Annotated in this window: 10 protein-coding genes; 8 read left to right on the top strand and 2 right to left on the bottom strand. The window is 59.6% G+C overall.

Annotated elements, in window-relative coordinates:
- Window positions 1-51: 51 nt before the first annotated feature.
- Complete coding sequence (locus AF71_RS25085) at window positions 52-522, top strand: Crp/Fnr family transcriptional regulator (protein ID WP_112657292.1); 471 nt, start codon at window positions 52-54, stop codon at window positions 520-522.
- A gap of 497 nt (window positions 523-1,019) precedes the next feature.
- Here AF71_RS25085 and AF71_RS25080 read toward each other — a convergent pair whose 3' ends face one another.
- Window positions 1,020-2,351, bottom strand: a complete 1,332-nt coding sequence (locus tag AF71_RS25080; protein ID WP_025658243.1) for an MFS transporter — start codon at window positions 2,349-2,351, stop codon at window positions 1,020-1,022.
- Between the two features lie 379 nt (window positions 2,352-2,730).
- Between AF71_RS25080 and cyoA the strand changes: the two genes are divergently transcribed.
- From cyoA to AF71_RS25055, 5 genes are read left to right on the top strand one after another with little or no spacing between them, the layout of a single operon-like run.
- Entirely contained in the window at window positions 2,731-3,903 is a 1,173-nt protein-coding gene (cyoA, locus tag AF71_RS25075; RefSeq protein WP_169683714.1) for a ubiquinol oxidase subunit II, read from the top strand.
- Window positions 3,904-3,948: 45 nt separating this feature from the next.
- Window positions 3,949-5,952: a cytochrome o ubiquinol oxidase subunit I gene (gene cyoB, locus AF71_RS25070; protein ID WP_025658241.1), complete on the top strand. Its 2,004-nt coding sequence runs from the start codon at window positions 3,949-3,951 to the stop codon at window positions 5,950-5,952.
- Between the two features lie 4 nt (window positions 5,953-5,956).
- The gene (cyoC, locus tag AF71_RS25065; RefSeq protein ID WP_018856668.1) at window positions 5,957-6,577 is read left to right on the top strand and encodes a cytochrome o ubiquinol oxidase subunit III; all 621 of its coding nucleotides are present in this window, start codon (window positions 5,957-5,959) and stop codon (window positions 6,575-6,577) included.
- Complete coding sequence (cyoD, locus tag AF71_RS25060) at window positions 6,574-6,975, top strand: cytochrome o ubiquinol oxidase subunit IV (protein ID WP_025658240.1); 402 nt, start codon at window positions 6,574-6,576, stop codon at window positions 6,973-6,975. The genes cyoC and cyoD overlap by 4 nt, the downstream gene beginning before the upstream one ends.
- 47 nt (window positions 6,976-7,022) lie before the next feature.
- Entirely contained in the window at window positions 7,023-7,778 is a 756-nt protein-coding gene (locus AF71_RS25055; protein ID WP_169683713.1) for an SURF1 family protein, read from the top strand.
- Here the strand turns inward: AF71_RS25055 and AF71_RS25050 are convergent, their stop codons facing one another.
- Entirely contained in the window at window positions 7,779-9,185 is a 1,407-nt protein-coding gene (locus AF71_RS25050) for an FAD/NAD(P)-binding protein (protein WP_169683712.1), read from the bottom strand.
- A gap of 451 nt (window positions 9,186-9,636) precedes the next feature.
- Between AF71_RS25050 and AF71_RS25045 the strand changes: the two genes are divergently transcribed.
- Window positions 9,637-11,445: an ABC transporter ATP-binding protein gene (locus AF71_RS25045; protein ID WP_169683741.1), complete on the top strand. Its 1,809-nt coding sequence runs from the start codon at window positions 9,637-9,639 to the stop codon at window positions 11,443-11,445.
- An 11-nt stretch (window positions 11,446-11,456) separates the two neighbouring features.
- On the top strand, window positions 11,457-13,355 hold the full coding sequence (locus AF71_RS25040; RefSeq protein ID WP_169683711.1) for an ABC transporter ATP-binding protein: 1,899 nt from the start codon (window positions 11,457-11,459) through the stop codon (window positions 13,353-13,355).
- The last annotated feature ends 46 nt before the right edge of the window (window positions 13,356-13,401 follow it).

Raw genomic sequence — 13,401 nt, 5'->3', positions numbered from 1 at the left:
TGCCACGGTCAAGCGTCGCGCACCGGAAAGCGTGACGGGGGTAGTACGTATATGTTGCTGAGAGACGAAGTCGAAATGCTGCGGCGGGTGCCGATTTTCTCGCGAATTGCACCTGCAAAACTCAAATTGTTGGCCTTCACTTCCGATCGCATGACATACAACGTCGGGCAGGACCTCTTCCATCAGGGAGATCCGGGTGATGCAGCCTATGTCGTCCTGTCCGGAACGGCCGACATTCTTGTCCACTCACCTGCAGGCGAGATCAAGGTCGCCGATGTGGAACCCAACTCCATCGTCGGTGAAATCGCCATATTGTGCGACGTATCGCGTACCGCGACGATTCGCGCCACCTCGCCGCTGGAAGTGCTGCGCATCAGCAAGGAACACTTCCTTAAATTGCTCAGCGATTTCCCCGAAATGGCTGTCGAGATCATGCGCGTGTTGGCAGACCGTCTGAACCATACAACAGCGGAATTGACCGCAGCGCGCGCGGCGAAGCAGCCGCAGGTAGCCGCGATGTAGCGATTTCATCATCTCTGAATGCAAAGGCCTGCCTACAGGAACCTGAGGCAGGCCTTTGCTGTTTCTCGTGACTTTGGAACAGATCCTGTTCAATCCGGGTCATATCTGCAGCCCCGGCAGTTTGCGCATTCTGCAGGTGTCCAGACGCTGCTGGGGTGGATGAACGGCAGGTTGTTCCTGCTTGAATGTTGAGAAAGTGTTGGCGGCGATCCTCAAATTGGCGAGGTTGTCGTTATGGACGACCTGTCGTCCGCAAAACAGCCGATGTGAGCGAGGCTACCACGCACGCTGGGCTCACTCATATTTTCCGCTGCTTTACTGGCCCGACCGCAATGCCATCGAAAGCCTGTTCTCGAAATTGAAAGCCATGTTGCGGGCCGGGCGGAGCGTACGGCAGATGATTAGGGAACGCGGTTGGCGCGATCCCCGTTCACGTTTGCAGATTGCACAACCTACTTCAGAGCTGCAGGTTGGACCCGGATTGAACAGGGTCTTTTCTACTCGCGCTGTTCGAGCGCCCTGCTGAAGGCCAATGCCGCAAGCGTGCAGACCGCGCCGGACAGCAGGTAGTAGCCAACGAAAGGCAGTCCAAAGTGGCTGGACAGGGTCAGTGCGACGAGCGGGGCAAAGCCGGCGCCGACGAGCCAGGCAAGGTCGGAGGTAAAGGCCGCACCGGTATAGCGATAACCTCTGCCGAAGCGCGACGAAATCGAGCCGGTCGCCTGGCCAAAGGACAGTCCGAGGACGCCGAAGCCGATGATCACGAATGCACTCTGTCCCCCGGAGCCGGCTGCCATCAGGAGCGGACCGACAAAGCTGAAGATCGCAATCAGCACGGCACAGATCGCAAGCTGGGCACGCCTGCCGATGAGGTCTGCGATCATGCCGGAGACGACGATCGCGACGAGACCGACCACGGCGCCAATGATCTGCACGACCATGAAACCGCCGATCGGCTGAGTTCCGTAAAGATACACCCAGCCCAGCGGGAAGATCGTCACCAGGTGGAACATCGCGAAGCTCGCGAGCGGCACGAAGGCGCCGAGCAGGATGTCGCGACCATGGATACGCACCACGTCGCGGATCGGTGCCGCCTCGAGCTCGTGCTGTTCCAGTGCGGAGCCGAATTCGGGCGTCATGACCAGACGCAAACGCGCAAACAGCGCAACCACATTGATCGCAAAGGCGACAAAGAACGGATAGCGCCAGCCCCAGCTCAGGAAGTCCTCACTGGACAGATTGGCGATGAAATAGCCGAAAAGCGCGCTTGCCAGCGCAAAGCCGATCGGGGCACCGAGCTGCGGGATCATCGCATACCAGCCGCGGTGGTTTGGCGGCGCGTTGAGTGCCAGCAGCGACGCCAGGCCGTCCCATGCGCCGCCGAGCGCAAAGCCCTGCCCGAGCCGGAAGAGGGCGAGCAACGCGATCGACCAGGCTCCAATCTCGCTGTAGCCTGGCAGGAAAGCGATCGAAGCCGTCGAGCCCCCAAGCAGGAACAATGCAATGGTCAGCTTGGCGCCGCGGCCATAGAAACGGTCGATGGTCATGAACACAAGCGATCCCACCGGGCGCGCCAGAAATGCGAGCGAAAAGATCGCAAAGGAATAAAGCGTTGCCGTCAGTCGATCGGGCGCGAAAGGAAAGACAAGCTGAGGGAAGACCAGCACGGATGCCAGGCCGTAGACGAAGAAATCGAAAAATTCGGACGCGCGCCCGATGACGACGCCCATCGCGATACTGCCGGCTGATATCGGCTTGTCGGCATGAATTCGCCGCGCGTCCTGCTCCATCGATGTGGACGATGGTCCGTAGTGTGTTGTGCCTGCCATTAAATGCCTCCCTCATTGAGGCACCCTGTGGCAAAGCGCCTCACTAGCGATCTTGATCAAACCACTGCGCTTATCAAGTCCGATTGACGCAAATAGTTCATCATCCGGCTTGAAAATCAGATGTGGATGAAAAATCACGGTCATGCCGCGAAATCGGTCTGCAAAAGACTGGCATGATCGGCGTGTACGGATATATTAGCCCCTCAAAATGGATTGTGCGCAAGAATCCTTCGAATTTTCCTCAGGATTTTGACATCGTGCGCCACGTGCCTTATCCCGCAGTGCGGCATTTCTGCTGCACTGCGACCAAACACCTCATGTTGCTATCAGGTACGGTGCTTTAGTCGCGGTCTGGACGAAACAACAAGAGCATAGAGACGTGCAAAAACTGCCAAAGTTTTCCCGCCATCTCCTCATTCTGCCCCTGCTTCTGACGCTGGCGGGATGCAATTTGGTGGTCATGTCGCCTTCGGGCGATATCGCCATGCAGCAACGCGACCTGATTATCGTGTCGACGGTTTTGATGCTGCTGATCATCGTTCCGGTGATCTTCCTGACGCTGCTGTTTGCCTGGCGTTATCGCCGTTCCAATACGGCTGCCACCTATGATCCGGAATGGCACCATTCCACCCGTCTCGAAGTGGTCATCTGGTCAGCACCGCTGGCCATCATCATCGCGCTCGGGGCCATCACCTGGATCAGCACGCACAAGCTCGACCCATTTCGTCCGCTCGATCGGATTGATGCCGAGCGCGCCATCCCGGCCAATACCAAGCCGCTGACCGTCGAAGTCGTCGCACTCGACTGGAAATGGCTGTTCTTCTATCCCGAACTCGGGATTGCGACCGTCAATGAAATGGCAGCGCCAGTCGATGTTCCGATCAGCTTCAGGATCACCTCCTCGTCGGTCATGAATTCCTTCTACGTGCCTGCGCTTGCGGGCCAGATCTATGCAATGCCCGGCATGGAGACCAGGCTTCATGCCGTCATCAACCAGGAAGGCATCTTCGACGGCTTTTCGGCCAACTATAGCGGCGCGGGTTTCTCCCACATGCGCTTCAAGTTCCATGGCGTAAACCAGCAGGGCTTCGACCAATGGGTTGCGCAGGTCAGGGAAAAGGGAACTGCGCTCAATAGGGATACCTATCTCAAGCTCGAACGGCCGAGTGAGAGGGAGCCGGTGCGTTACTTCGCGACCGTCGACAAGGATCTCTTCAACGCGATCCTCAACATGTGCGCGGCCCCCGGTCAGATGTGCATGAACGAAATGATGCACATCGACCGTATGGGTGGCGGCGGCAAGGAAAGCGCCGAAAATCGCGAGAAGCTGCTCTACGACAACCGCCACTCCGATCAGGCCGGTGGCGGTCACGAAACGCCTGCGGGCGAAAGCCCCGATGCCAGCGAAACCAAGCCGGCAGACGCTCAAAACGGCGCCGGCCAGTCTGGCGGCACGCAGATGCCAGGAATGCAGCATGACGGGCACACGATGCCCGGCATGGACCACGGCACCGGCAGCGACCCGGCGCCTGCGCAATCAAACAGCAATTAGACCTGGCGCTTTGCGTCGATACGACATCAATGAACGGGTTCATCCATGTTTTCCAATCCTGACCTCCTGAAGTTCATCTTCGGTCGGTTGACCCTAGAATCGATCCCCTATCACGAGCCGATCCTGGTCGTGACCTTTGCGGCAGTCGCACTTGGCGGCATCGCGCTTCTGGGTGTTGTTACCTATTTCAAGCTTTGGGGTTATCTCTGGCGCGACTGGCTGACGAGCGTCGATCACAAGAAGATCGGCATCATGTACGTCATCCTGGCGCTCATCATGCTGCTGCGCGGCTTTTCCGACGCGATCATGATGCGTCTGCAACAGGCAATCGCCTTCAACGGATCCGCCGGCTACCTGCCGCCGCATCACTACGACCAGGTCTTCACGGCCCATGGCGTCATCATGATCTTCTTCATGGCCATGCCGTTCGTCACGGGCCTGATGAACCTCGTCGTGCCGCTGCAGATCGGCGCCCGCGACGTTTCCTTCCCGTTCCTGAACAATTTCTCGTTCTGGATGACGACCGCCGGTGCGATCATCATCATGATCTCGCTCTTCGTCGGCGAATTCGCCCAGACCGGCTGGCTTGCCTATCCGCCGCTGTCGGGAGCCGCCTATAGCCCGGGCGTTGGTGTCGACTATTACATATGGGGTCTGCAGGTTGCCGGTGTCGGCACGACGCTATCGGGCATCAACCTGATCGCGACGATCGTGAAGATGCGCGCACCCGGCATGAGCTTCATGAAGATGCCGGTCTTCACCTGGACCGCGCTCTGCACCAACATCCTGATCGTCGCGACCTTCCCGATCCTGACGGCGACGCTGGCGCTGCTGTCGCTCGACCGTTACGCCGGCACGAACTTCTTCACGAATGATCTCGGCGGCAATCCGATGATGTATGTCAACCTCATCTGGATCTGGGGCCACCCGGAGGTCTACATCCTCGTGCTGCCGGCATTCGGCATCTTCTCGGAAGTCGTTGCCACCTTCTGCGGCAAGCGTCTCTTCGGCTACGCCTCGATGGTCTACGCCACCTGCGTGATCATGATCCTGTCCTACCTCGTCTGGCTGCACCACTTCTTCACGATGGGTTCGGGTGCCAGCGTCAACTCCTTCTTCGGCATCACCACGATGATCATCTCGATCCCGACAGGGGCGAAGATGTTCAACTGGCTGTTCACGATGTACAGGGGACGCATTCGCTACGAAGTGCCGATGCTGTGGACGCTCGGCTTCATGGTGACCTTCGTCATCGGCGGCATGACCGGCGTTCTGCTCGCCGTTCCGCCGGCCGACTTCGTGCTGCACAACTCGCTCTTCCTGATCGCCCACTTCCACAACGTCATCATCGGCGGCGTGGTGTTCGGCCTGATGGCTGGCGTCACCTACTGGTTCCCGAAGGCGTTCGGCTACAAGCTCGATCCGTTCTGGGGCAAGATGTCCTTCTGGTTCTGGCTGATCGGCTTCTACTTCGCCTTCATGCCGCTCTACGTGCTCGGCCTGATGGGCGTCACGCGCCGCGTGTCGCAGTTCGAAGATCCGTCGCTGCAGATCTGGTTCATCCTTGCCGCCTTCGGCGCCGTCCTGATCGCGATCGGCATCGCCAGCTTCATCATCCAGCTCGTCGTCAGCTTCTTCAAGCGCGAGGAGTTGCGGGATACGACGGGAGATCCCTGGGATGGCCGCACGCTGGAATGGTCGACCTCGTCGCCGCCGCCGGACTACAACTTCGCCTTCACGCCCGTCGTCCATGACCATGATTCCTGGTACGACATGAAGGCGCGTGGCTATGCCCGTCCGCTGGAAGGCTTCAAGCCGATCCACATGCCGAAGAACACCGGAACCGGTGTCATCCTCGGCGCGATCAGCGTCGTGCTGGCATTTGCCCTCATCTGGTACATGTGGTGGCTGGTCGTGCTTTCGTTCGTCGCCATGATCGCCGTCGCGATCGGCCATACCTTCAACTACAATCGCGACTTCTATATCCCCGCCGAAGAAGTCACGGAAACGGAACGCAAGCGTACCGCGCTGCTTGCCGAGCAGGTGTAAGACCATGAGCGATGCTGTGATCGACAAGGCAGACAAGCCTGAATTCTACCTCACCGAGGAGCACCATCCGGAAGGCAGCACAATGCTGGGCTTCTGGCTCTACCTGATGAGCGACTGCCTCATCTTCGCGGTGCTGTTTGCAACCTTCGCCGTCCTCGGCCGCAACTTTGCCGCGGGCCCCTCGCCGGCCGATCTCTTTGATCTGCCGCTGGTGGCGATCAACACCTCGATGCTGCTTCTGTCCTCCATCACCTACGGCTTTGCGATGCTGCAGATGGAGCGGCAGGAGAAGGGCGCCACACTCTTCTGGCTGGCCATTACCGGCCTCTTCGGCCTGGCCTTCCTTGGGATTGAACTCTACGAGTTCTCGCACCTGATCCACGAGGGCGCAGGTCCAACCCGCAGTGCCTTCCTGTCCGGCTTCTTCACGCTGGTCGGCACACATGGTCTGCACGTCACCTTTGGTATCGTCTGGCTGATCACCCTGATGGTGCAGGTGTCGATCCGTGGCCTGATCCCGGAAAACCGCCGCCGCCTGATGTGCCTGTCGATGTTCTGGCACTTTCTTGACGTCGTCTGGATCGGCGTCTTCTCCTTCGTCTATCTTATGGGAGTCCTCGGATGACCTCTAACGCACCAGTAACCGAGGACGCCCACGAAGCCCATCATGGTCACAGCCATGGTCATGTGGCCGCCCACGGCACCTTCAAGAGCTATATGATCGGCTTCGTGCTGTCGGTAATCCTGACAGCGATCCCGTTCTGGCTGGTCATGGCCGGCGTCTTCGAAAATCCATCGGTAACGGCCGCATGGGTCATGGGGCTCGCGGCTGTCCAGATCGTCGTTCATATGATTTTCTTCCTTCATATGAACCCGCGCTCGGAAGGCGGCTGGACGATGATGGCGTTGATCTTCACGCTTCTGCTCGTCGCCATCGCGCTCGCCGGCTCGCTCTGGGTCATGCATCATCTGAATACGAACATGATGCCGATGAGCCCGGAAATGATGAAGAATATGCCCTAAAGGCAAGAGCGGGCGGTGGTGACGCCGCCCGCCAAGGTTTTCTGGCAATGGCCGACATCCCCTCCGAGAAAGCACAAAGACAGCATACTGCCGCCGGGCTTGCGATATTCTGCGGTCTCATGCTGGTGCTGATTGTAGCACTGCTTGCGCTTGGTGTCTGGCAGGTCGAGCGGCTTTCCTGGAAAGAGGATCTAATTGCCCGCGTCGATCAGCGCGTCCATGCGGAGCCGGTTCCCGCGCCAGTGCGCGCGCAGTGGGGACAGGTCAGCCGCGCCAATGACGAATATCGCCATGTGACTGCCGAAGGGATCCTGCAAAACGACGAGGAAACGCTGATCTACGCGTCGACGTCGCTCGGGCCCGGCTATTGGGTGATCACTCCCCTCAAGCTGGCCGACAGCACCTCGGTCCTGATCAACCGCGGTTTCGTCCCGACGGACAAGCGCGATCCGGCAACACGCAGCGAAGGGCAGATTGCAACCCCGGTGAAAATCGCCGGACTGCTGCGGATTACCGAGCCTGGAGGCACGCTGGTCAAGTCCAATGATCCGGCCAATGATCGCTGGTATTCACGCGATGTCGCCGCGATCGCCGATCGTCGCGGCGTGGCAGATCCCGCCCCCTACTTTATCGATACTGATGCGACGCCAAACCCAGGCGGCCTGCCGGTCGGTGGGCTGACGCAGATCGCCTTCCCCAACAACCATCTGGTTTACGCGATCACCTGGTTTGCACTTGCTTTCATGGCCGCTGGACTGCTCGCTTTCGTCGTCCGCGGCGAGTTGCGCGCGCGTCGGTCCTGATCAGACGGCCTTGCTCCGGGGATAGAAGCGCTCAGCCATATGTTCGCCAACCGCATAGGCCTGGCTGACGATCTCGGGCACGAGGTCGATGTCAGGCAGACTGCCAAGGCCGAGGGGCCCGACGGCAAACAGTCCATCGACCATTGATCCATCCTCAAGACAGGGCTGGCCCCGCTGATTGACGGCAAGTCCGAGCGACAATTCATCTGCGAGGGCCAAACCTCCGCTCACAAGGCTTGCCAGCAATGGCGAGGTCAGTTGCGGCGCGCGGCAGCGACAATCCAGGATACGCTCGGCATGAACGATCTCGTCGGCGTGCGAGCCGGCGGGCCGGAAGAAGAGACCGCTCAGGCCCTGCCGACCCACGACGCCACGACGCAGTACGGTATTGCCACTGGCGAGCTCGCTTTGGAGACGGGCGTAGATGGCCTCCGGCAAGCGGTTGCGGTGGCTGTCATAGATCGCCCGCAAGTGCCGGTTGAACTGATGCTTCTGATGGGCTGGCAGTGCGCGCCACAGAGAGCGGGCGTGTTTGCGCAGCCCGTTCATGACGGATTGCCAGCTTCTGCCCTCTTCCTCTGCCTCGCGGCAGGCCGTGCGGATGAAGCGCAGGATGTCAGGGAGGTTTGTTGGCAGCGCGTCGGCCGGAAAAACCGGGTCGGCGGAGTTCGGCGTATGGCTCTGCGGCAGGAAGCCATGTCGGGAAAGGATGGTAACCTGCCCTGCGTAGCCGGCGTCGCGCAATTGCAGGAGCTGATCGACAACCCTGATGCCGCTGCCGAGAAGGACCGTGTGTGGGCGCGCAACCAGGCGCTGGGCTCTCACCTGCGACGGCTCCTGCTCAGTCTCCTCGGTCTCAGGCAGACCATAGCCAGTGGCCAGTATGACGGTGTCGAACAGGGGATTGGCTGGATTGGCGCTTTCGAGAAGGAAACGGTTGCCGTGGCTCTTGCGGATCGCCACAACCGGTTCATGGCAGACCTGAACCGTAATGTCCTTGCGGGCGGACAAGGCTTCCGAGAAGCGCTGGTAGACGTAGTCGCTGAAAATGTCTTTCGGGACGAAGATCTGGCGAAATCCCGGGATCGCCGCAGGCACGGCGGCGCGGAACTCCGCGTTGCTACAAAGCCAGTCGTTGAAATCATCCGTATCGCCCACCGAGACGGAAAGATCGCGAACACGCGTATTCAGGATCGTGGAGGTCCGGGCCGACGAGAGTGCCTGCCCCCCGCTCACCGAAGAGTTGGGGTCGAAGAGTTGCAGATGAAAAGGCAGGCGCACTGTTTTCATCAGCGCGATCGCCATCATCATTCCGGAAAAGCCGCGGCCGACAATGGCAAAACGCGGCACGGCGGAGATCTTTGCTGCCGCCGCTGACTTCGAAGAAAACAAGCCTTGAACCGTCATCTCAACTCCCTTGCGACCGTCTGCGCATCGTGTCTCGATTGGTTTCAACGCGGGAAAAAACGCTCGCGCGTTGAGCTGGTTCACGCGGTTTTGAACCGCCCTATAGTCTATCAAACTGGTCGTGTATCAAAGCGCCAAAAGATGATTTAGGCAAGCCTTTGTTCCGAGTGCCAGCGTCTGGAGCGGATAAGTGTCTGAAACCGTTTCGACATTTCGAGACGCCATGGGCGGTCAAAATGGTGCTTCCCAGTCTTTGTTGCACTCACGATAAAATAACCAGTTGGTGAATTCTTGACTTGAAGGGCCGAAAGGAATCGGCAAAAGTAAGGGTGCTAATCAATCCCTTCATGGATTCGACGTCTTTCCGGACCAACGTCCGACCACACCTCTGTTTTGGAATATGACCGTGAGCAGCAATGCTTTAACACGCACGACGAAGCCATCCGCTTCGATGGCGAAGGCGACTGCGGCAGGCTGGGGCAAGGGCCTCTTTACGCTCGTCCGCATCACCGTCATGGCGTTCCGCCATCCCTGGCAATCCGGTTTCGCCATCGGCGCAACCCTTGTCGCCTCGACCTTCCAGCTGATGATCCCGCGTCTGCTCGGTCGGGCGGTCGACCACACGCAGGTTGCGATGGAAGGCGGCCAGGCGGGACAGATCGCACAGGATGCGCTGCTGACCACGGCGCTGATGCTGCTCGGCGCCAGCGTTCTGCGTGGCATCTTCACGATGATCCAGAACTACTACAGCGAGAGCGTCGGCCACCACATGGGCTACGAGCTGCGTCTTGCCTGTTACGAGAAAATCCAGCGCCTTTCCTTCAGTTTTCATGACAGCGTCCACTCTGGCGATCTGATCACCGTCGGTCTGCTCGACCTTGAAGGCGTGCGCATGTATTTCTCGACGGCGCTGGTGCGCATGGTGCTGTTGGCCACGCTGATCGGTATCGGCGCCTACATGCTGCTTTCCACCGATGTCGTCCTCGGCTTGCTTGCCTTGAGCTTCGTGCCCTTCGTTGCCTGGCGTTCCTCGGTCACGCAGTTGCGGTTGCGCGCGACGTGGCTCGACCTGCAGGAGCGGCTGTCGGTGCTGACCCGGATCATGGAGGAAAATCTCGGTGGCATCCGCGTGGTCAGGGCCTTTGCCGCCCAGGCGCACGAGATGATGAAGTTCGAGGGCGCTTCCAAGAACGCCTTGACGCTCGCCCACCAACGCGTCGGCATCCGTGTCATCAATACCAGCGCCATGACCTTCTCCTTCTTCGCTGCCATGGGCCTCGTCCTCTGGGTTGGCGGTGGCAAGGTGATGGCTGGCGAGATGACGGTCGGTACGCTTACTTCGTTCCTGACCTTCATGACGATCCTGCAGATGCCTGTCCGCCAGCTCGGCCTGATGGTCAATGCTTTCGCCCGCGCCTCCACCTGCGGCACTCGGCTGTTCAACCTGCTCGACCTCGAAATTGCCGTGCGGGATGCCCCTGACGCCAGGGATCTGGCGCTGACCGATGGGACGCTGCGCTTCGAGAATGTAAGCTTCGCCTATCCGAGCTCACCGATGCACGAGGTCCTGAGCAACGTCTCCTTCGAGGCAAAGCGCGGCGAGACGATCGGCATCGTCGGGCCACCCGGCAGCGGTAAGTCGACGCTTGCCCATCTGATCCCGCGCTTCTACGACGTCACCAGGGGCAAGATCACCATTGATGGACAGGATATCCGCAAGGCGACGTTGCAGTCGCTTCGTCGTGCGATCGCCGTTGTCCAGCAGGACTCCTTCCTGTTCACAACCTCGATTGAAAACAACATCGCCTATGGCGACCCCTGGGCAAAGGAAAGCCGCATCGAGCGCGCGAGTGAAAGTGCCCAGCTGCACAACTACGTGCTCGGCCTGCCGACCGGCTACGGCACGGTCGTTGGAGAACGCGGTGTGTCGCTCTCGGGAGGACAGCGCCAGCGCCTGTCGATCGCCCGTGCCCTGATGTTGAAACCCGCCGTCATGGTCTTCGATGATTCAACGGCGGCAATCGATGCGGCCACCGAACAGCGCATTCGCTCCGCGATGCGCAAGTACGCGGCTGATCGCGTGACCATCATTGTTGCGCATCGCCTGAGCTCGCTGATGCATGCCGACCAGATCCTGTTCGTCGAGAACGGGCAAATCGTCGAACGCGGCACGCACGAGGAGTTGCTGGCCGCGGGCGGGCGCTACAAGGCGCTCTATGATCTGCAGGTACGGCCGGGCGATGAGGCGCTTAGCGCCTAGGGAGGAATGAAATGGCCGAGGAACTGGAAACCGAACGCTCCGACGTTCGCGAGGATGGGCGCCGACCGCCGCGCGCCGTCGTTGGCTCGCATCGCATTGAAGAGGAGATGTTCGGCAAGGCCTTCGATGGCAACATCATCAAGCGCATCTGGGCGTTCGTGCACCCATACCGCAGGCAGGTTCTGCTATCGGTCGCTGCCGTCCTGACGTTCACGGCCATGCAGCTGCTGATCCCGCTGATCATCCGCTACGCCATCGATCACGGCATGCAGCCGGGTGGAAGTCATCAGGCGCTGACCTTCGCGATGATCGCCTTTCTCGCCGCGATCCTCATCAACTACTGCGCCAGTTACTGGCAAGAGACGCTGGTGGGCAACGTCGCGGAAGAGGTGCTCTTCGACATCCGCAAGGCGATGTTTTCGCATCTCCAGCGGGTTTCGCTCTCCTTCATGGACAAGACCGAGGTCGGCCGTCTCATGTCCCGCCTGCAGGGCGACGTCAATTCGATGCAGGAGTTCCTGGAAACGTCGGTCCTGTCTGTCGGCGATATCACGCTTCTGTTCGGCATCGTCTTCGTCATGCTCTATCTCGACTTCAAGCTCGGTCTTCTGACGCTCTCGGTCCTGCCGATCCTGTTTGTCGTTCGCCTCTTCTGGCTGCCGCTGGCGCGCAAGTCCTTCATGGCGGCACATGAGACCAATTCCGTTGCCGCAGGGGCGCTGGCCGAGGCCATCCACGGCGTGCGCGCCGTCCAGAGCATGGATCGCCAGGGCGTCAATTTCACACTCTATGACGACAAGGCCAGGGCAAACCTGAAGGCACACCTGACGGCAGCGCGCTATGCCCAGGTGATGGTGCCGATCGTGGATTCCCTGACCGGCGTTGCCATGGCGCTTGTCATTGTCGTTGGCGGTGCACGCGTTCTCAATCAGGCGCTCGATGTCGGCGTGCTCGTCGCTTTCCTGTTTTACATCCAGCGCTTTTTCGATCCGATTCGCTCGCTGACGCTGCAATATTCGGTCATGCAGCGCGCCATGGCGTCCGGACAACGACTGACCGAGGTTCTTGATGTTCCCGTCGAAATCAGGGACGCGCCTGACGCAAAGGAGCTTTCCTCCGATATGGATGGCTCCGTCGAGTTTCGCGATGTGGTTTTCGGCTATCATCCCAAGCACCCGGTCCTGAAGCATGTAAGCTTCAAGGTGAACCCTGGCGAAACCGTTGCGCTTGTCGGGCCAACCGGCTCCGGCAAGTCGAGCTGCATGTCGCTGATCCATCGCTTCTACGATGTTCAGCAGGGACAGGTTTTGGTCGGCGGGCATGATGTGCGCGACCTGACACAGGATTCGCTCGGCAACCAGATCGCCATGGTTCTCCAGGAGCCGTTCCTGTTTACGGGCACGGTGTTCGAGAACATTCGCTATCACAAGGTGGAAGCGACACGCGAACAGGTCATTGAGGCGGCCAAGGCGGTCGGCGCTCATGACTTCATCATGCGCCTGCCGCAGGGCTATGACAGCATGCTCGGCGAGCGCGGTGGCAATCTCTCGCTCGGCCAGCGCCAGCTTTTGAGCTTTGCCCGTGCCCTGGTCGCCGATGCTAAAATCCTGGTGCTGGACGAGGCAACCGCCAATATCGACAGCTATACCGAGATGCTGATCCAGAAGGCGCTCGTCAAGCTGCTCGAAAACCGAACAGGGCTGGTCATCGCACACCGCCTCGCCACCATCAGAGAGGCGGACCGCATCATCGTCCTGCAGAATGGCGAGCTGATCGAAAGCGGTAACCACCAACAGCTGATGAAAAACCGCAAGCTCTATTCGCGGCTCTATAACCTGAACTACGCGTCCTTCGACGATATTCCGGATGCCGTGCTCGAAGAGACGACGGCGAACGGTTCAGCGACATAAATCTCGCCTTCCAAGCAACGTCACTATTCGAAGAGGAGGATCTTCC

Origin of the sequence: Rhizobium sp. 57MFTsu3.2, assembly GCF_012932765.1 — a bacterium.
Classification (GTDB): Bacteria; Pseudomonadota; Alphaproteobacteria; order Rhizobiales; family Rhizobiaceae; genus Rhizobium; species Rhizobium altiplani.
Note: the sequence above shows the minus strand (reverse complement) of the source record. Positions and strands in the feature narration are given on the sequence as shown.